Origin of the sequence: Streptomyces sp. NPDC001750 (assembly GCF_042892615.1) — a bacterium.
Taxonomy (GTDB): Bacteria; Actinomycetota; Actinomycetes; order Streptomycetales; family Streptomycetaceae; genus Streptomyces.
Genome location: NZ_JBIAUE010000030.1, coordinates 1 through 18,316, shown reverse-complemented (window position 1 = coordinate 18,316; position 18,316 = coordinate 1). Strand labels below are relative to the sequence as shown.

Sequence of the window (18,316 nt, the reverse complement as noted above, 5' to 3'; positions counted from 1 at the left end):
ACACGTCGGCCCGGACGACGTTCCCACAGACATATCGGTGCCCTTTCCGGTATGTGAAGTCTTCATATCGGGGGCGTGAGCCCGTAGCTGTCCGGGGGCTACTGGCCAGTTGCATAATCTGTCCACCGAGTCGCCCGGGCGACCGGAGAGTCGAGGGGGAGTGCCATGGCGGAGATGGCTGAGCACCGGACGGTGCACCTCTGGTCGTTGGCCGAGGACGTCACCGTCGAGTCCGGTGACACCGAGGACCAGCTCGTGCTCACCGGCCGTTGGGGCAAGGAGTGGGTCGACGGCGCCGACCCCGTCGTGCGGGCGGCGCTGCGCCGGATGGAGCTCGGGCCGATCCTGCTCGCCAACGTCGTTCCCGGTCCGGACCGGGCCGATGCCGGTCTGCGGGCCGGACCGACCGAGCCGCACGGACCACCGGGCGACGGGACCACCGACGGGAGCGGCGTCCTGGTGCTGCTGCCGGTTCTCGAACGGCTCAGTCACCTCGTCGTGCGCACTCTGGGCCTGGACGACCTCCGCGGGCCCCTGCTCTCGGTGACGCCGGTGTCCCGTCAGGCGTCCTTCGCGCTGCTGCGGCTCCCGGGCGGGCGGCTCATCTGGCTGCCGCGCGACATCACGCTCACCCTGCGGCCCGGCTGCTTCATCCTGGAGTCGCCCAGCTCCGCGCACCGAGTGGTGCTGCACCGCCCCGAGGCCGTGTGGGTGGTGGGGATGCTGGCCTGGCCGGCCACCCCGGACGACATCTCGGCGGCGCTGCCGCTTCCGCCGTCGGTCACCGAGGACATCCTCGACTACCTGGCCGCGGCCTCCATGACGGCGCCGGCCGACATGTCCGCCCTCCCGTTCCCCGACCCGGCCTGACCCGACCCGGCCTGCCCCGGACCGGGCCGAGGCGGAGGACCGGTTCCTACATCAGCCAGCCCGCGTCGCGGGCGATGCGGATGGCGTCCACCCGGTTGCGCGCGTTCAGCTTGGTCACGATGTTCGTCAGATAGTTCCGCACCGTCCCCGCCGACAGGTGCAGCTGCCGCGCGATCTCCTTCGCCTCGGCGCCGTCCGCGGTCAGCCGCAGGACCTCGGTCTCCCGCTCCGTCAGCGGCGTCTCCGCGCCGCCCCAGGCGGCCAGCGCCAACTGAGGGTCGATCACCCGCCTGCCCGCGGCCACCCGCCGCACCGCGTCTGCGAGTTCGCCGGGCGGGGCGTCCTTGAGCAGATAGCCGTCGACCTTGGTCGTCAGGGCCCGACGCAGCGTACCCGGGCGTCCCATGCTGGTGAGGATCAACGTCCGGCAGCCCGGCAGTTCCTCGTGCAGCCGTGACGCGGCCGTCAGCCCGTCCATGCCCGGCAGATCGATGTCGATGACCGCCACGTCCGGGCCGTACTTGTGCGCCGCGGGCACGATCTCGTCGCCACGCTCCAGCTCGCACACCACCCGGAGGTCGTCCTCCAGGTTCAGCAGGGCGACCAGCGCCCCGCGCACCATGTTCATGTCCTCCGCGAGCAGTACGCGTATCGCCATGTTCCTCGCTCCCCCCGTGTCCACTGCACATGATCCCTCGCCGATTCCGGGGGATGCCCCCGGGGCCGGGCACCGCTCAGCGGAGCGGCGGGGGCGAGTCGCGGCCTCGATGGCGACGAGGAGCGATTCCGGACAGCCACGGATTCTTGTGACTGCCGTCGATTTTATGTGAATGATGTGAAGCACGTGAAGTGATCGACGCACTCCTCAACTGCGGCGTCCGTCCGTCGGCCGCCGCCGCGTCGCTCCGGCGGCGGCGTCCGAACGTCCCTCGTCACCGTCGTATTCCGGCCGAATCCGGTGTCAGACGAAGAGCGGAACCGGGTTGAGGTCCTCGTAGGCGACGGCCTCCGACCGCCGCCCCAGCGCCACCGGCACGTCGAACAGCCGGCCCGGCGCGAACCGCGCCCAGAACGGGCGCAGGCCCGGCACGATCACCTTCACCACCGGGAGTCCGAGGTCCGGCCGCGTCTGGTCCAGGACCAGCAGCTCCATGCCGTGCGCACGCACCAGGCCGGTGATCGCGGCGATGTCGTCGAGCAGATCGCCGCGCGGTGCGTAGCTCCAGTGCGCCGGGGTACGGGCCGGTGCGGTCGGGTCGGGGGCCAGGTACGGCTCGCCGGCCGTCGTCGCCCGCCGCCACCACTCCAGCGGCTCCGGGTCGGTGATCCGGTAGCCGGTGTGGTCCGGCCGCGCGTCGCACACGGCCGGGAGCAGTTGCCCCATCTCCGTCAGGGCCCGGCGCACCGCCAGCCGGGGATCGAAGTGCGCGCCGAATCCGAAGATCACGTCCTCGGCGGGCTTGTCGACGCGCCGGGACAGCGCCGCCACCACCGGAATGCCGAGGTCCGAGGTGAGGTCGAGCGCCCAGACCTCACGGTTCAGCCCGGCACAGCCCTCGCGGATCCGGTCCACGTACGGCTCGTCCCAGGCGTCCAGGTCGATGGCCGGCTGCCGGGTGCGGTTGTACCACCACAGGGCCACCGCGTCCCGCTCCACCAACTCCAGGAACCCCTGGACCAGCGCGTCCTCCGGACTGCTGCCGGCCGCGTTGCCGTTGGAGTCGGCGGACAGCCCGTCCGTGCCCCACCCGTCGCCGTAGTACAGCATCGACGTCGGCAGCAGCCGCTGCCGCCCGGAGGTGAGCGACCACACGGGGGTCCACTCGGTGGGCCGGTCCACGTCGAACCGCTCGGGCACGTGGCTGAGCCGCGACCCGGCGCTGTTCCAGCGGTCCCGGTCGCGGAACTGCCGCTCGCCGTACAGCTGGCAGGCGTTGGGATGCACCGCCGCGTCGCCCAGCGCCCGGAAGGTGTCACGGACCACCGCCTCGTCGCCGTGCCGTGTGCCGCTGTACCGTTCCACCGCCTCGCACAGCGCGCTCACCCGGGCCTCGGTCTCCGTGACGCCCTTGCCACCGCTGAGCGCGCGCAGTCCGGCCCGAAGTCCGGCCAGCGTAGACGAGCCCATGGCCAGGTTGTGCCCGGAGAGATAGGGGTGGACGAAGCCGGGGCTGTTCGGCGCCCGGCGGATCTCCTTGACGATCCCGGTGACCGGGTCGACCAGACCGCCGTACGCCGCCAGCATCTCATCGGGCGTCAGCGCCCGGTGGCCGCCCAGGTCGCGCTCCGCCTTCGGCCGGGAGACGGGGACGAAGGGAGTGGACGCGCGCCGGGCGACGATCCCCGGGTCGCCGCACCCGGCGCACTGCGGAAGCCGGGTGACCGCGTGCTGCGCCGACCCCGACCGGAGCGTGCCGAGCGTGGTGACCGCGTCCTGCGCCGGATCGCGCACCCCGGCCAGCCACTTGGCGGACTCCAGCACCGCCAGATGCAGCCCGAGGGCGTAGCAGGAGGCAAGGGCGCCGAGCGGCCGCGGCGGTGGTCCGTCGATGCCCAGGGCCAGTTGGAGCGGCCGTTCGGAACGCCGGTGCCCGCGCAGTCGGACCGCCAGGCACGACCAGCAGGCGCCGCCCTCGGCCGGCCGGAACACCGGGCCGACCCACGGCTCCGCGCCCCCCGGACGGGCCAGCAGCCAGGGCAGGCCCCGCGCCCGGTGAGCGGCGTCGACGTCCCGCAGACGAGGGGCCAGGTAGTCGTCGCACAGCACGATCGCGAAGTCGGAGCCCGTCTCCGGGAGCACGTACGGATCCCGGCTCGCGTCGCTCACCTCGGCGACGGTGAGCCCCGACTCCTCGCACGCCGCCCGCAGACGGCCGTGGTCCGCCGTGCCGGTCAGGTCCACGATCCGCACCCGCGCCCGCCCGGCCGCCGCCGCGGCGCGCGCCCCGTCCAGGCCGGCGAGGTCCCAGTAGGCCACGGTGCCGCGCGGGGCGGGGGGCCGCGCGCCGTCGGGGGCGAACCGGCGCAGCAGGCCCGCCCGTTCGAGAGCGTTGAGCGAGTCACGGGCCCCGGCGGCCCCGAGCCGCGCCGCCGCCTCCCGCAGGACGTCCGCCGCCGTGCGGCTGCCGTCCAGCAGCGGTGCGAGCACCTCCGCATGCTCGCCGTGGAGCGCGGTCACACCGCGCTGGGACACCAGATAGACCGCCTCGCCGGGGACGACCGTGGGTTCGAGGTGGCCGGCGAAGCCCACCCGGATCCGGTCGTCCCCCGAGGCGGCCCAGAGGTCCCGTCCCTCGCCGACGGTCATGCCCCGAGCCGTGCCGACGGCGCGGGCTCGCCCGTCGCGTCGGCCGGCCCGCTGCGGATGCAGATGGTGAACAATGCCTGGGCCTGGGCGCACGCGGCATCGAGATCCTCGATCACCAGGTGCGGAACGGGCTTCTCGGCGAGCCTGGCACGGGAGGAGAAGGTTTCCTTCATCGTGTTCTTGTCCCTTCGTGGATCGCACGGCGTCGAGAGTTCGGGAGGCCGGTCCGCTTCCGGGTGAGGAGCGGACCGGCCTTCACCCAACCGATTCTGCGAGGCATGGCCGAGAACTTACAGTGCACGGATCATCTGCCGAGAGTGAACTCTTCACATACCGGGGCCCTGAGCCTCAGGCCACCGAGTCCTCGGCGTACGGGTCGTCGTCCAGGTCCGGGAGCGGCCGCAGCAGCCGGGTGGGGGCCTCCGCCACCAGATGGAACGACCTGTCCGGCAGGCGTTCGACGCTCAGCCTGCCGGAGATGGCCCGCAGCCGCGCCGCCAGGTTCCCCAGCCCGCTGCCGCTGTGCGGGGAGACGTCGCGATAGGCGGGATCCACCCCGTCATTGGTCATCGACAGCCGTACCCGGTCGCCCTCCTGCACGGCCTCCATCCGACACGTCGTCGCCCGGGTGTGCCGCAGCAGATTGGTCACCGCCTCGCGCAGCACCGCCGCCAGCACGGTGTCCACCTGCTGGTCGATCGTGCCGAAGCGGACGTCCGTCTCCACCCGGACGTCGGCCGCCTCCAGCAGCGACTGCGCCGAACCCAGCTCCTGCTTCAGGGACATCGCCCGCAGTCCACTGGCCACTGCCCGCACATCGGCCAGCGACTGCCGTGAGATCTCCAGGAGTTCGCTGACCTCGTCCATCGCGCGTCGCGGATGCGTGGGCACCAGACGGTGGATCAGCTCGCTCTTGAGCGTGATCGCGGAGAGGCTGTAGCCCAGCAGATCGTGCAGGTCCCGGGCGAACCGCAGCCGCTCCTGCGTCACCGCCATCCGGCTCAGCTCGAGACGGGTGTCGTGCAGGGCGTGGACCAGCGCCGACAGCCGGGACAGCCCGAACACCACCAGACCGGTCAGCAGCGTGGACAGGGAGAGGTAGAACATTTCCCGCAGCGGATAGCCGTCGACGAGAGGCGGCAGCGACATCGACAGTCCGACCGCGCCGTACGCGGACCAGGCCACCCTCGGCGGCAGGAGCAGCAGCAGGGAACCGGCGAGGAACCCGGCCATCGCGCCCCACTGGGAGTGGAACAGCGCGAGCGGCAAATAGGTCAGCAGTGCCTGGGCGGAGAGCGTGAGCGCCTTCTGCCAGGCCGGCGCGAGATGGGCGTGCGCACTGGAGTGGCGCATCTGGAGCAGGAAGACGAGAAGCAGCGCCACCACGCACGCGCCGAGCGACAGAGTCGTGTGCGCCGCGCTCACGAGGTTGATCAGAGTGATGCTCAGATAGCCGAGCAAGGCCACTTTGAGGATCGTTCCGGCCAGCCGCGGTGCCGGCAGATCCGGCAGCGGCGAGGACTTTCCGGCGCCGGGACCGATTCCGGCCCCCGGCCCCGCGGCCGTCCCTCCTTCGGCTGCTTCCCCGTTGTCCGCCCCGTTCGTGCCGGACGAGCGACTGCCCCCCTGTTTCATGCGACCGTCCCGTTCATGCGCGGTCTGCGATCTTCGGTGGCGCTTCCCGCGAAGTCGTCGAACTCCAGTGCACATGCGAAGATCATAAGTGGTACGGCGACGACGGGAATTCCCGGTCGTGAGGCCGGGCCGTGGCGGGAGCGGGGGGTGATCCGCCGTCAGGAGTGCCCGGGGGACAGTCTTCCAGTACCAGGACGATCCTCCGCATCGAGGCCGCACGCACCGGATGCCGCGCGGTCCGGCCTCCGCCCGGACGACGGCAGTTCGACGAAGGGCCCTGACCGCCCGGACCCGACGGGCGGTCAGGGTCGGCGTGACGTCCCGCTCCCGGAGCACGGAGTCGCGCCGGCCGTTCCCGGATCACCGCCCGTCGGAGGTCCGGTGGACTATCGCACGGCGGCCGACGAGCCGGCGGGCGTGCTGCGGATGCAGATGGTGAACAACGCGACGGCGTCGTCCGACGCGCCGTCCAGGTCCTCGATCACCAGGGCGCCGAGCGCGCCGCGGACCGGTCCGGTCGCGGCGTCGGGGCGGAGTGCGGAGGCATCGGAGAAGTTCATCGGGTGTTCCTTCCCTCTTGGTCGTCGGTGACTTCTGGGGCGTGTTGCGAAAGTGGCGTCGTCCGCCCGAAGGGCGGGGCCCGCGGTGTCCGCGCGGTGCGTCGCGAGGCGGAGGGGCGTCCTCGTACTGGGTGTACGTGGACGGTCCCGACAACGCGGCGAGGCGTCGTGCCAGGCGTCGCGGGCCGGACGGGACTTTCGGAACACGCCACAGGTGCGGGGTCGAACGGATGGTCGTACGAGGGCGGGGCGCGCCTCACGGAACGGGCAGCGGGCCACGGGACTTCGTCCCCGGCGCGTGCGCGCCCGGCCCGGTCCGTGACGACGCCGGGCGCGCACGCAGCCGGCCGCCGAGCAGCGCCATGCCGAGCGGAGTGACGGTGTGCAGGGCGCAGTTGCGCACCCGACGGGTGGTGATCAGCCCCGACTCCCGCAACACCGAGGCGTGTTGGCTGGCGGTTCCGGGGGAGATGCCGAGCCGTGCCGCGAGTTGACTCGTCGTGCAGGTGTCCGTCAGCTGCCGCAGCGCAGCCGCCCGGGTCTGGCCCACCAGCGCGCTGAGCGCCTGTTCGCCCCCGACCTCCTCCTCTTCGGGCAGCAGCGAGAACAGCGAGGTCACGTCCGACGGCATGCCGAAGACGAGAGCGGCCTGCCCGCTGTCCCGCTCCGTACCGATGACCCGGCCCGCGACGCCCGTCAGGAACGCCGACGGCACCAGCAACAGGCCCCGCCCGCACAGATGGACGTCCCGGTCGGTGCGGTCGTGGATCTCCAGGACCGGCGGGTTCCACACGATCCTCGGGTGCAGCGTCGACAGCAGCCGCTCGACCCCGCCCGTCATCGCGATCCGCCCGTGGGCGTCGCACTCGGTGTCCAGCCGCTGCTGCACCGAGTCCCACAGCGGGGCGACCCCGGCCCGCCAGACGCCGACGGCCAGCCGGACCGCCTCCGTCCGGGTCAGCGAGAGCGCGGCCAGTGCGGAGGCGTCCGCGCCCGGCGAGGAATCCAGCAGGAACAGCAGGTCGTCGGGGGCGTTCAACGACTGCAGCAGGGGGCCGAGCGGCTGGCTCAGAGCAGAACTCTCCCGTAGCCGGGCGGTGACCTCGGCGCGCCAGCCGGTGAGATCGGCGCTGCGGGACCTCGTGAGCGCGCCCAGAGCGAACACGCCCTCGGCCACCGGGCCGAGGGTGCTCTGCATTCGGGTGCGCGCGAGATCTGCGGCGGTGAAGTGGATTCTCTGCATCGAACGGCCCCCATGTGTTGTGGGACCCGGCTGCCCGGGCCCGGCGGCCGACTCCCCGCCCGGGCACGGAGACGGCGCCTCGTCCGGCCGCCGCCCCGGTCCGTACCGCACGACGCTCCACGGGCGTCGGACGGGCGGACCGGGGAAATGGGGTTGGATCGGCGGCCGAGGTCGGCGGATCGCGCCGCGGGGCGCCGTCTGCCGTCGTCCGGGGGAAGTCGGAACACGAGTGACCGTGTCATGCGGCGGGCGGCGGCCGACAGTGCGACGCTCCCTGAACACCCATGACCGTCTCAGCGCCTGGATCATGAATTTTTCAGGTGCGCCAGTGCGACGGCCGTGATTGGCCGAATTCGCACGTCTTCACCATGCCGCCCGAACGACCGCACACCGCAGGGCATTTGCCGTCGACAGAAACTGTGGTGAACGGGAGCCGATTGTGGCTACCTTGCGCCAGCAGGGGGCCGGAGCCCCCTGCCGGAGGTTGGGTACGGCCCGTGACCTGCCGGAAAGCACGGCGCGCACGCCCGGTGGCGAGGTCCCGCAGCGGGCTCACCCGGAGGGACGCGCCCCAGCGATCGCCGTAGGGGAGTTGCTGTGATCAGCGAATCCGTGGACGAAGCGGTACGCCGCGCCCGCGTGGCGGAGGCGGAAGTGGCGTCATGGTCGCAGGCCGGAATCGACGAGGCCGTCGCGGCCGTCGGCTGGCACTGCTATCGGGAGGAGAACGCGCGCGCTCTGGCGCGGCTCAGTGAGGAGGAGACCGGTCTCGGCGACGCCGAGGCGATGTACGCACTCCAGCGCAGACGGGTGCTCGGCATCCTGTACGACCTGCACGGGGTCCGTACGGTCGGCGTCGTCGAGGAGCAGCCCGAACGGGGACTCGTCACCCTCGCCAAACCACTCGGTGTGATTGCCGTCGCCAGCCCCGCGACCGCACCTGCCCCGGGCATCATCTGCAACGCCCTGCCCATGCTGAAGACCCGCAACGCCGTCGTCTTCAGTCCCAATCCGCGCGCCCACCGGACGGCGCTCGCCACGACCGAGGTCATGCGCGCCGCGCTGGCCGAGGTCGGGGCCCCGCAGGACCTCGTCCAGTGCCTGCCGGTGACCGGCCGCGACGCCGGTGAACGCCTCATGTCCGCCGCCGACTTCGTCGTCGCCATCGGCGGCTCCAACACCGTGCGCCGCGCCTATCGCAGCGGCACGCCCGCGATCGGCGCCGGGGTGGGCAACCCCACGGTCCTCGTGGACGAGACCGCGGACCTCGACGAGGCCCTGAACCACATCCACACCGGCGCCGGTTTCAACCACGGCACGTCCTGCTCGTCCGAGAGCAATGTGCTCGTGCACCGTTCCGTCGCCGACGACTTCCGCGACGGTCTGGTGCGTGCCGGGGCCCATCTGTGCGACGCGGCGGAGACCGCGGCGCTGGTCGAGGCGCTGTGGCCGGACGGCCGTACCCTCGACCGGGGCCTGATCGGCCGGCCGGCCGCACAGATCGCGGCGGCGGCCGGGCTGACGGTGCCGGACAAGGTCTCCGTGCTCGTCGCGGACCAGCCCGATGCCGGGCAGGACGGCCCGCTGCTGCGGGAGAAGATCTCTCCCGTGCTCTCCCTGTCGGAGTACACCGACTTCGACGAGGCCGTGCGGCTCGTGCAGCGGATTTCGGAACGCTGCGGCATCGGGCACAGCTGCGCGATCCACACGAACCGGCCGGACCGGGTCATGCGGCTCGCGGAGAGCGTCACGCACTGCCGGGTGGTGGTGAACCAGTCGACGATGACGAACACCGGATCCTTCAGCAGCGGTGTGCCTTTCACCACCACTCTCTCCAGCGGGAGCTGGGGCGGTTCCGGAGTGTCGGGGAACGTCACCTGGCGGCATTTCCTGAACTACACCACGATCTCCCGTCCCGTTCCGGAACGTGTTCCGGACGAGGCCGCGCTGTTCGGCCCGTACTGGGACCGGGCGGCGGCGCGGACGACCGAGGAGCCGAAGGCGGCCTGACGCCGCCCGTGCGGTTTCGTGGTCAACGATTCGACAGTGCGCCCGTACCGGGCGGGGAAGTGAGGGCGGCCAGTGCCGACCGCGAGAGTCAACGGCATCAGCCTGAGCTACGAGGTGACCGGAAAGGGCGACCCGGTCGTGCTGGTCATGGGATCCGGCGCCGGAGGCAGGGCCTGGCACCTGCACCAGGTGCCGGCGCTGGTGCAGGCGGGCTACCGGGTGATCACCTTCAACAACCGGGGCATCCCGCCCACCGATGCCTGTTCCGAGGGCTTCACGATCGACGATCTCGTCGCGGACACCGCGGCGCTGATCGAGCATCTCGACGCGGGCCCCTGCCGGCTCGTCGGCACCTCGCTCGGCGCCCACGTGGTGCAGGAGCTGTGCCTGGCCCGGCCCGACCTGGTCAGCCAGGCGGTCCTGATGGCGACACGGGGCCGCAACGACGCGATGCGCCGGGCACATGTCCGGGCGGAGCGGGAGTTCTACGACAGCGGCGGCCGGCTGACGCCGCTGTACGGGGCGACGCTCAGGGCGCTGCAGAACCTGTCGCCCGCGACGCTGCGGGAGGACAAGGAGATCCGGGACTGGCTCGACATCTTCGAGCTGTCCCCGGTCACCGACGCGGCCGGCTACCGGGCCCAGCTCGATGTCGACGTCGAGGAGAGCCGGCTCGACGCGTACCGCGCGATCCGCACGCCGTGCCAGGTGATCGGTTTCGCCGACGACCTGGTGCTGCCTCCGCATCTGAGCCGGGAGGTCGCCGACGCGGTCCCCGGGGCCCGGTACACCGAGATCCGGGACGCGGGGCACTACGGCTATCTGGAACGTCCCGACCAGGTGAATTCCGTTCTGCTCGCATTCTTCCGACAGAACGGCTGACACAGGCCGGGCGATGCACGACACCCGCGTTTCGGTGCCGGACGAAACAACTTGTCGGTCCGGAAGCGGGCGATGGACGATTCCGCGGGGCCGGGCGCATCCGGATCCCGCTCTTGAGGAGGAAATCATCATGGAGAACCCGTTCGACAACGAGGACGGTTCTTTCTACGTACTCGTGAACGATGAGAACCAGCACTCGCTGTGGCCCACCTTCGCGGAGGTTCCCAAGGGCTGGTCCGTCGTGTTCGGCGAAGACACCCGCCAGGCGTGCCTCGCGTACGTCGAGAAGAACTGGACGGACATGAGGCCCGCCAGCCTCATACGGGAGATGGAGGGCCTGGAGGCGGAGCCGGCCAGCCCGGCCGGCGCCGCCGCCTGACGCGCGTCCCTTCGCACCAACATCCCGCGGGTGTCCCGGAAGTCGGTCCGGGGCACCCGCTCCGTTCCGGTGCCGGTCACGGCACCGGGTCTCAGTGCACGTCCCGGCGCATCGGGACGAGCACCGCGGCGACCGCCGCGACCAGGGCGTAGCCGGTGAGCAGGAGCGCACCGCCCACGGGCGAGAGCAGCGACACCGGACTGGTCGCCAACTGGTCGGCGAGGGTGTCGGCGATGTAGGTGAAGCCGGTCAGCGAGGAGGTGGCGCCGCCGGGGAGCAGCGGGTAGAGCAGCTTGACGCCCGGGATCATCATCAGCGTCAGCTCGCCCATGTACAGGTAGCCCACCACGACCGCGAGCGCGGCGATCTGATTGCGGATCAGTGCCCCCGCGGCGACCCCGAGCAGGGTGTAGACGGCCATGGTGACAGCCAGTCGCCCGAGCAGCGCCAGGACCTCCGCGGACTCCATGCCCGGCGTCACCCCGCGGGCCGCCGCCCCGCCGAAGAAGCCGGCCCCCGCGGTGCCGGTGAGCACCACCCCGTAGACCAGCCCCGCGACCCCGAAGACGACGATCTTGGCGGTCAGCACCTGCCAGCGCTTCGGCGCGAACAGGAAGGTGTACGTGGCCGTGCGGTGCCGGTACTCGGAGGTCATCGCCAGGGTGCCGAGCGCCGCCGGGACGATCACCGTGAACCCGAGCATCCCCAGCACCGAGCGCACGCCGTCCTCGGTGTCCAGACCGGGCATCGGCGGGTCGAAGTTCTCCGGACCGACCAGAGTGAGCAGCCCCACCATCCCGCCGCCGAGCACCACGGCCACCAGCAGCGCCCACATCCACATCCGGGTGGCCAGCAGCTTGCGGAACTCGGCCCTGATCAGTGTGCTCATCGCTCGATCCCCTCGTCGTTCGTGTGCGAGGCCGCCGCGCCGGCCGCCGCCGGTTCACGGGCCCCGTCGCCGGTCAGCCGGAAGAACAGCTGCTCCAGGCTCGCCTCCTCGGTGACGAGGCCGTGCACCCGCAGTCCGGCCGCCGCCGCCAGGTCGGCGACGACGGTGTCGGTCGCCCCGTACACCCGCAGCCAGCCGTCCTGGGCGGTCTCCACCCGTATCTGCCCGCCGGAGGACTCCCGGAGCAGTGCGTCGCGCAGCGCCGCGGCGTCCGGGGACCGTACGAGGACGGATCGCGGGACGAATCGCTCCATCTCCGCCAGCGGCCCCGCGGCGACCAGCCGGCCCCGGCTGATCATCACGACGTCGTCGACGATCTGCTGGACCTCGCTCAGGACGTGACTGGAGACGAGGACCGTGCGCCCCTCGGCCGCCAGGCCGCGCAGGAACCGGCGAAGCCAGGCGATTCCCTCCGGGTCCAGGCCGTTGCTGGGCTCGTCGAGGAGGAGCACGCGCGGGTCGCCCAGCAGGGCCGTGGCCAGGCTGAGGCGCTGCCGCTGCCCGGTGGAGAAGGTGCGCGTGCGTCGGTCGGCCACCTGCGCGAGCCCCAGCTCCTCGATGAGCCGGTCCACGCGCGAGGCCGGGTGACCGCCCATCGTGCAGTAGATGCGCAGATGGTCGCGGGCCGTGTGGTTGGGGTGGAACGCGGACGCGTCCAGGGCGGCGCCGACGACCTCGGAGGGCCGGGTCAGCTCCCCGTACCGACGGCCGCCGATGGTCGCCGTACCGGCGGTCGGGGCGACCAGGCCGAGGATCATCCGCATGGTCGTGGACTTTCCGGCCCCGTTGGGTCCGAGGAAGCCGGTCACCACGCCGGGCTCGACCCGGAAACTCAGGTCGTCGACCGCGGTGACCGCACCGAACCGCTTGGTGAGGCCGGTGACTTCGATGCGCGGGCCGTTCGCCTCGTGCTGATGCGTCATCAGTTCTGCTCCTGGTGGCGGCCGATGAGACGAGCCAGCTCGCCGGCGTCGTCGAGGGAGAGGACCAGCTCGTCGTACTGCTCGCCGGAGGCGGCGCGGTCGAGCTGGATCCGCAGGCCGGGCTTGCCCCGGTACGCCGCCACGAGCTGGCGCGGTCCGAGCATCAGGCCCCAGGTGCCGATCTTGGCGACCCCGGAGACCTGGAGGCCCTTGCGGGCGCCGTGCGCCTCGCGCAGGGGGTTGTCGACCGGGACGACCCGGCGGACGGCGGCCAGGGGGACGCTCAGTGTGCCGCGGCGCAGCCAGGTCTGCTCGCGTCCGCTGAACTCGACCACGAGCTCGGTGCCGGAGATCTTCATCAGTGCCATGGGGTCCATCCCTCCCTCGGGGCCGCACCCGTCCGCCCGGGTCGGAGTGCGGTTCCGCTGCCATGAGCGTCTGTTCTAGTAGATGTATATCAGATAGAGTGGGCATGTGCATCTCGTACTCGACCTCGACAGTGAGGTACCGATCTACCAACAGATCCGGGACCGGGTGGTGGAAGCCATCGCGGAAGGCGCGCTGGCGCCCGGTGCCGGTCTCCCGTCCACCAGGCAGTTGGCCGTCGACCTGGCGATCAACTTCCACACCGTGAACAAGGCCTACGACCTGCTCCGGCGCGAGGGGATCATCCGCATCAACCGCAAGAGCGGCGCGGCGGTCCGACCGGACGTCAAGCAGCAGTCCGCGGACGACCTGCGCACCGGAGTCGACTGGGACCGGCGCATGCGCACGCTCCTCGCGGAGCTGGACGTGCGCGGCATCCCGAAGGGGGAGGTGATGGCGTATGTCGAGACGACCCTCGACGGCTTCCCGGACAGGGAGGACGACGGCGGTTAGCGCGTGCTCCGAAAGGAGTGTCGTCCGCTCGAAGGGCGGGGCCCGCGGCGTCCTCTGCGGTGCGTCGCAAGGCGGAGGGCCATCCTCGTGCCGGGCGTACATGGACGATCCCGACGACGTGGCGAGGCGCCGTGCCAGGCGTCGCGGGTCGGACGGGACATTCGAAACACGCCCCAGTGCCTGCCCCCGAACGGCGGGCGACGCTTCGACGACAGGGTCCGGCGGGGCGTCACGGGCGGTGTGCTCAGGGGGTGGCCCGGGGGCCGTCGTCCGGACCGGGCGGCAGCCAGGGAGCCCGCAGCAGGGCAGCGCCGAGTGGAGTGAGGGTGTGGATGGCGGAGGTGTGCGTACGCGTCGTGGACACCAGCCCCGCCCGGCGCAGCACGCTCGCGTGCTGACTCGCCGAACCCGGCGTCACCCCCACACGCCGGGCGAGCTCGCTCGTCGTCAGGCTCGCGGTGAGCGCCTGGAGGACGGCCGCCCGCGTGCTGCCCACCAGGAGCCCCAGCGGCTGCCGCTCGCCCACGCCGTCGGTCTGCGGCGCGTCGCTCACCGCCCACTCCCCGTACCGCCCGGAGCCCCGGCCGGCGTCCCCCCAGAGGGAAGCGGCCGTCGCCGCCGCGGTCCGCGCCGGATGGACCAGGATCGGGGCGTTTCCCGGTGTCCGCTCGTCGAGGAACAGACGCGGCGGCCCCGTCAGGAACAACGACGGCGCCAGCAGCAGCCCGCTGCCCGACAGTCTTACCTCGCGGGGCCGTTCGGCCGGCACGCTCAGCACCGGCGGACGCCAGCGCAGGCCCGTCGGCCCGGCCGTGGCGAACAACTCCTCCACCCCGCCGGCCGTCATCGCCCGCCCGTTCGCCTCGCACTCCCGCTCCAGGCGGCTGCGGATCCGCGGCCAGTAGGGCTGCACCGCGGACTGCGCGAACATCCTGAGCGCCACCGCCAGCCGGTGGTTCGCCAGCAGCCCGCGTCCCACCGCCACGCCCGGCCCGCCGGCGGGATGCTCCATCCACGCCGAGATCCGGCCCGTGGGGGAGCGGACCACCGACATCAGCTCCGGCGACTCGACAAGCGCCTCCGCCATCCGCGACAACAGCGGAAGGTGTCTGCTGTGCCGACTGCCCGGCCGGAACACCACCGTCCTGCGCCATGGGGCGAACACGTCCTCGACCCCGTCGCCTCCCCGGCCGACCGGCCCCCGGCCCGCACCCAACGACGCAAGAGCGAAAAGGGACTCCGCAGCCGGACCGACGGTCTTCAACAGCCGGACGTTCATCACGTCGTCGAACGTGAAATGAATGGTGAGTCCGCTCCCCGTCCGTCGCGCCGGATTCCCTTTCGCGGTACTTCCGTGATCCTCCTCGCGCATGCGGCACATCATGCCGGAAGAGGATCCGGGCACTCCCCGAAAACGTCCGCCGCGCAGGCCGCCGAAGCAGTCGCCACCTGCGAGTTTCATCAACGCCCGAATGTGGTTGCCGGGTAGACGATCCGCGCGGGAGCCTGGAATGTCGTGCAGTGTGCCGACACGACGACCTCCCGCCCCACCGGGAAATCCTGAACACGAAATGAGTGAACACCGTGCTGTACAACGCACTTTTCAACCTCGGCATTCTCGCGGCCGTCTGGGGCGCCCTGGCCCTCGCCCCCAGCCCGCTCCTCAATTCCCCGTCCGTCCCCTTCGGCGTCCGCGTGCCCCCGGACAAGGCGAACGCACCCGAAGTCGCCGCGCAGCGGCGGCGATACCGCTCCCTGCTGCTCGCCGCGACCGCGGCCGTAACGGTCATCGCGCTCGTCGCCTGCGCGGCGCTCGACAGCCTCGCCGTCGGCGCCGTCGGCGGCAGCCTCCTGCTCACCGTCGTCGGCGTCGCCCTGTGGAGCCGGGCGCACCGGGCCGTCGCCGACGCCAAGGAACAGGGCGGCTGGTACGAGCAGACCCGGCAGGGCGCCGTCACCGACACCTCCCTGCGCACCGACCCCGTCCGCTTCCCCTGGCCGTGGGCGATCCCCGCGTTCGCGGTCGTGGCCGTCTCCGCCCTCGTCGGCGCCGTCGTCTACCCGGACCTGCCCGCCGAGATCGCACTGCCCCAGAAGTCGTTCTCCGGAACCGTCTACCAGACGTACCCGACCACCTTCTGGACCGCGTTCGCCCTGGTTCTCGCGCAGATCCTCGTCACCGCCTCCATGGCCGGCACCGTCGCCGGAATCCTGCGCGCCCGCGCCGACCTGGACGTCAGCCGCCCCAGGACCAGCGCCGCCCGGTACCGCCGCTACCTCACCAGCATGTCCCGTTCCGTGCTCGGCATGGCCGCCCTGGTGAACCTGATGCTGCTCGGGCTGTCGGGAATGCTGTGGAGCGACAACCGCTCCCAGGGCCTCATGGCGTTCGTCGTCGGCGTCCCCGTCCTGGCAGTCCTCGGCATCATCGCCCACCTCGTCCTCCGCGTCGGCCCCGGCGGCAGCCGGCTCCCCGCCGACATCACCGAACCCGACAGCGGTCTCGTGCCACGCGACGACGACCGCTTCTGGCACGGCGCCGGAATGATCTATGTCAACACCGACGATCCCGCGATCACCGTCCCCCGCCGGGTCGGATTCGGCTGGACCGTCAATCTCGGCAATCTCCGCTTCCTCGTCGTCACCGCGGTCCTGGTGGCGGTGGCCGTGGGAGTCGGTGTCGTCGTGGCCGTCACCGTGTGAAACACGCGCCGCACACGCCCACCACCTCCACGAAGGGCCGTCTCCGGAGACACGGAGCCGGCCCTTCGTGCTGCGCGTTTTCACCGCACTCGAAGAAGATTGCGAACGACCGCGGCGGCGGGAGAGCCTGAGGACCGAAAGCACGGCACGTCCGCATCGCCGTGCCGTCCGCCGCCTTCGCCGACACCACGCTCACGCGACGCATCGTCGCGCCCTCCGCTCCCGGTGGTGACCGGTTGCCGCCGGCGGCGGAGAGAACCCGAACAGGAGAGTGGTCGTGGTGACGGTCCCGGAGACGGCCCCGGAAACGGTCGTGGAAACACTCCCGGAAACGGCTCCGGAGACTTCTCGGGAATCGGCGAGCGGTCTGCCCGACGGCCTGGCGCGGTCCCTGCCCGGGATCTTCGAGGAACTCGCCCGCGAACACCGGGTCACCGGCGCCCAGATCGCCCTCTACCACGACGGCACCGTCCACGCGCACTCCTACGGAACGGAATCCGTCCGCACCGGACGCCCCGTGACGCAGGAGACCGCCTTCCCCTTCGGCTCGGTCACCAAGTTCTTCACCGCGGCCCTCGTCATGCAGTTCGTGTCCGACGGCGACATCGACCTCGACGAGCCCCTCGCCGACCTCCTACCCGAACTGAGGACACCCGGCGGCTCGGAAACCGGCCTGGGCGCCGCCACCGTACGCCAACTCCTCAGCCACACCGCCGGACTCCCGGACAGCATCGAGTACGCCGACATGCGCGGCCCCTCCTACCGGCGCTTCGCCACCGCCTGCGCCCAGGCACCCGCACTCCACGCGCCCGGCCTCGCCTTCTCCTACTCCAACACCGGCTACTGCCTGCTGGGCGCGGTCGTCGAGGCGGCGGCCGGCATGGACTGGTGGACGGCAATGGACAGTTGCCTCCTGCGGCCCCTCGGCATCGAACCCGCCTTCCTGCACGACCCGCGCCCCGGCAGCGCGCCCGCCGCCCGCAGCATCGCCGACGGCCATGCCGTCCGCGCCGACAGCGACAACGCGGAAATCGTCGACCACATGACCGACCTGTCGCTCGCCGCGGCCGGCGGCCTCGTCGGCAGCGCGGTCGACCTCGTCACCGCCGCCCGCCTCCACCTCGACGACCGTGCCCGTTTCGCGCACGAGCACCTGCTCCCCGAGGACGCGGTCCGAATCATGCACGAACCGGTCCCCGCCGCCGAGCCGTTCGGCCTCGCCGATGCCTGGGGCCTCGGCCTCATGAGCCACCGCAGCGCAGGAGGCGTCTGGTTCGGCCACGACGGCGCAGTCGGCGGCGCCAGCTGCAACGTGCGCCTCCACCCCGCCGACAACATCGCGCTCGCGCTCACCGCCAACTCCACCGCCGGACCCCGCCTGTGGGAAGCCCTCGTCACCGAACTCCGCGCCGCGGGCCTGGACCTCGGCCACTACCGGCTCCCCGAGCCGGACGCCCCGCGGGTCACGGAGCCGGACGCCTACCTCGGCACGTACGCCAACGGAGACCTGCACCTCGTCGTCATGCCCGGGCCGGACGGCGGCCTCTACCTCACGCGCGCCGACTACGCCGACTACCGCCTCACGATCCACACCGACGACCGCTTCGTGGCCCAGGACAACGAGCACGACGGCCTGCCGATCGTCGGCCGCTTCGTTCGCGAGCGGTCCGGCGGCCCGATCGTCCTTCTCCAGTACGGCGGGCGCGCGCTCCAGCGGCTCTGACACCGGCGTCACCTCCACGTTCGGCCCCCGCCCGGCTGTTCCGGGACTCCCACCACCACTGCACGCCCATCAGACACCAGGGGAAAACAACGATGTTCGAGCACGAGCAGTCGATGACGTCGGTCGTGGGCGCGTTCGGTGAGCGGGTGGTCTCCGGTCCGGGTGCGGTGGCGGTGCGGTGTGGTGATGTCGTGCTGACGTATGCGGAGTTGGATGCGGCTTCGGATGGGTTGGCGCGGGTGTTGGTCGAGGG

Annotated in this window: 17 protein-coding genes; 7 read left to right on the top strand and 10 right to left on the bottom strand. The window is 71.8% G+C overall.

Annotated features, from left to right (window positions below; translation table 11 throughout):
• Nucleotides 1–165 precede the first annotated feature (165 nt).
• Nucleotides 166–870, top strand: coding sequence for an NADH oxidase (locus ACFYY6_RS32095; protein WP_351518209.1), 705 nt, complete (start codon nucleotides 166–168; stop codon nucleotides 868–870).
• A 46-nt stretch (nucleotides 871–916) separates the two neighbouring features.
• Here ACFYY6_RS32095 and ACFYY6_RS32090 read toward each other — a convergent pair whose 3' ends face one another.
• From ACFYY6_RS32090 to ACFYY6_RS32065, 6 genes are all read right to left on the bottom strand, one after another.
• Nucleotides 917–1,528 (bottom strand): response regulator transcription factor, encoded by a 612-nt coding sequence (locus tag ACFYY6_RS32090; protein ID WP_351518210.1) that lies wholly within the window; start codon nucleotides 1,526–1,528, stop codon nucleotides 917–919.
• Between the two features lie 303 nt (nucleotides 1,529–1,831).
• Nucleotides 1,832–4,177 carry a TOMM precursor leader peptide-binding protein gene (locus ACFYY6_RS32085; protein WP_389196906.1) on the bottom strand — a complete coding sequence of 782 codons (2,346 nt, stop codon included), beginning with the start codon at nucleotides 4,175–4,177 and terminating at the stop codon, nucleotides 1,832–1,834.
• On the bottom strand, nucleotides 4,174–4,350 hold the full coding sequence (locus ACFYY6_RS32080; protein ID WP_351631786.1) for a hypothetical protein: 177 nt from the start codon (nucleotides 4,348–4,350) through the stop codon (nucleotides 4,174–4,176). The genes ACFYY6_RS32085 and ACFYY6_RS32080 overlap by 4 nt, the downstream gene beginning before the upstream one ends.
• 175 nt (nucleotides 4,351–4,525) lie before the next feature.
• Nucleotides 4,526–5,812, bottom strand: a complete 1,287-nt coding sequence (locus tag ACFYY6_RS32075; protein WP_389196904.1) for a sensor histidine kinase — start codon at nucleotides 5,810–5,812, stop codon at nucleotides 4,526–4,528.
• Nucleotides 5,813–6,198: 386 nt separating this feature from the next.
• A complete protein-coding gene (locus ACFYY6_RS32070) occupies nucleotides 6,199–6,372 on the bottom strand; it encodes a hypothetical protein (RefSeq protein ID WP_351518217.1) in 174 nt (57 codons plus the stop codon).
• A 256-nt stretch (nucleotides 6,373–6,628) separates the two neighbouring features.
• Complete coding sequence (locus ACFYY6_RS32065) at nucleotides 6,629–7,615, bottom strand: winged helix-turn-helix domain-containing protein (protein WP_351518219.1); 987 nt, start codon at nucleotides 7,613–7,615, stop codon at nucleotides 6,629–6,631.
• 597 nt (nucleotides 7,616–8,212) lie between these two features.
• On the opposite strand from ACFYY6_RS32065, the gene ACFYY6_RS32060 reads away from it, so the two are divergent.
• From ACFYY6_RS32060 to ACFYY6_RS32050, 3 genes are all read left to right on the top strand, one after another.
• The gene (locus ACFYY6_RS32060; RefSeq protein WP_351631795.1) at nucleotides 8,213–9,625 is read left to right on the top strand and encodes an aldehyde dehydrogenase family protein; all 1,413 of its coding nucleotides are present in this window, start codon (nucleotides 8,213–8,215) and stop codon (nucleotides 9,623–9,625) included.
• Between the two features lie 72 nt (nucleotides 9,626–9,697).
• Nucleotides 9,698–10,507, top strand: coding sequence for an alpha/beta fold hydrolase (locus tag ACFYY6_RS32055; protein WP_351631798.1), 810 nt, complete (start codon nucleotides 9,698–9,700; stop codon nucleotides 10,505–10,507).
• A 130-nt stretch (nucleotides 10,508–10,637) separates the two neighbouring features.
• Nucleotides 10,638–10,886 (top strand): MbtH family protein, encoded by a 249-nt coding sequence (locus ACFYY6_RS32050; RefSeq protein ID WP_073781114.1) that lies wholly within the window; start codon nucleotides 10,638–10,640, stop codon nucleotides 10,884–10,886.
• Between the two features lie 91 nt (nucleotides 10,887–10,977).
• On the opposite strand, the gene ACFYY6_RS32045 is transcribed toward ACFYY6_RS32050, so the two are convergent.
• The 3 genes from ACFYY6_RS32045 to ACFYY6_RS32035 are packed head-to-tail and all read right to left on the bottom strand — an operon-like array spanning nucleotide 10,978 to nucleotide 13,126.
• Nucleotides 10,978–11,775 (bottom strand): ABC transporter permease, encoded by a 798-nt coding sequence (locus ACFYY6_RS32045; RefSeq protein ID WP_351518225.1) that lies wholly within the window; start codon nucleotides 11,773–11,775, stop codon nucleotides 10,978–10,980.
• Entirely contained in the window at nucleotides 11,772–12,758 is a 987-nt protein-coding gene (locus ACFYY6_RS32040; protein WP_386609463.1) for an ABC transporter ATP-binding protein, read from the bottom strand. Before ACFYY6_RS32040 ends, ACFYY6_RS32045 begins: the two co-directional genes overlap by 4 nt.
• Nucleotides 12,758–13,126: a hypothetical protein gene (locus tag ACFYY6_RS32035; protein WP_351518228.1), complete on the bottom strand. Its 369-nt coding sequence runs from the start codon at nucleotides 13,124–13,126 to the stop codon at nucleotides 12,758–12,760. The genes ACFYY6_RS32040 and ACFYY6_RS32035 overlap by 1 nt, the downstream gene beginning before the upstream one ends.
• 106 nt (nucleotides 13,127–13,232) lie before the next feature.
• On the opposite strand from ACFYY6_RS32035, the gene ACFYY6_RS32030 reads away from it, so the two are divergent.
• The gene (locus ACFYY6_RS32030; RefSeq protein ID WP_351518230.1) at nucleotides 13,233–13,637 is read left to right on the top strand and encodes a GntR family transcriptional regulator; all 405 of its coding nucleotides are present in this window, start codon (nucleotides 13,233–13,235) and stop codon (nucleotides 13,635–13,637) included.
• A 244-nt stretch (nucleotides 13,638–13,881) separates the two neighbouring features.
• On the opposite strand, the gene ACFYY6_RS32025 is transcribed toward ACFYY6_RS32030, so the two are convergent.
• On the bottom strand, nucleotides 13,882–15,009 hold the full coding sequence (locus tag ACFYY6_RS32025) for an ArsR/SmtB family transcription factor (RefSeq protein WP_389196901.1): 1,128 nt from the start codon (nucleotides 15,007–15,009) through the stop codon (nucleotides 13,882–13,884).
• Between the two features lie 212 nt (nucleotides 15,010–15,221).
• Here ACFYY6_RS32025 and ACFYY6_RS32020 point away from each other — a divergent pair, with 212 nt between their 5' ends.
• Both ACFYY6_RS32020 and ACFYY6_RS32015 read left to right on the top strand, forming a co-directional pair.
• Complete coding sequence (locus tag ACFYY6_RS32020) at nucleotides 15,222–16,340, top strand: DUF5808 domain-containing protein (protein ID WP_351631810.1); 1,119 nt, start codon at nucleotides 15,222–15,224, stop codon at nucleotides 16,338–16,340.
• A gap of 277 nt (nucleotides 16,341–16,617) precedes the next feature.
• Nucleotides 16,618–18,063 (top strand): serine hydrolase domain-containing protein, encoded by a 1,446-nt coding sequence (locus ACFYY6_RS32015; RefSeq protein WP_351518233.1) that lies wholly within the window; start codon nucleotides 16,618–16,620, stop codon nucleotides 18,061–18,063.
• The last annotated feature ends 253 nt before the right edge of the window (nucleotides 18,064–18,316 follow it).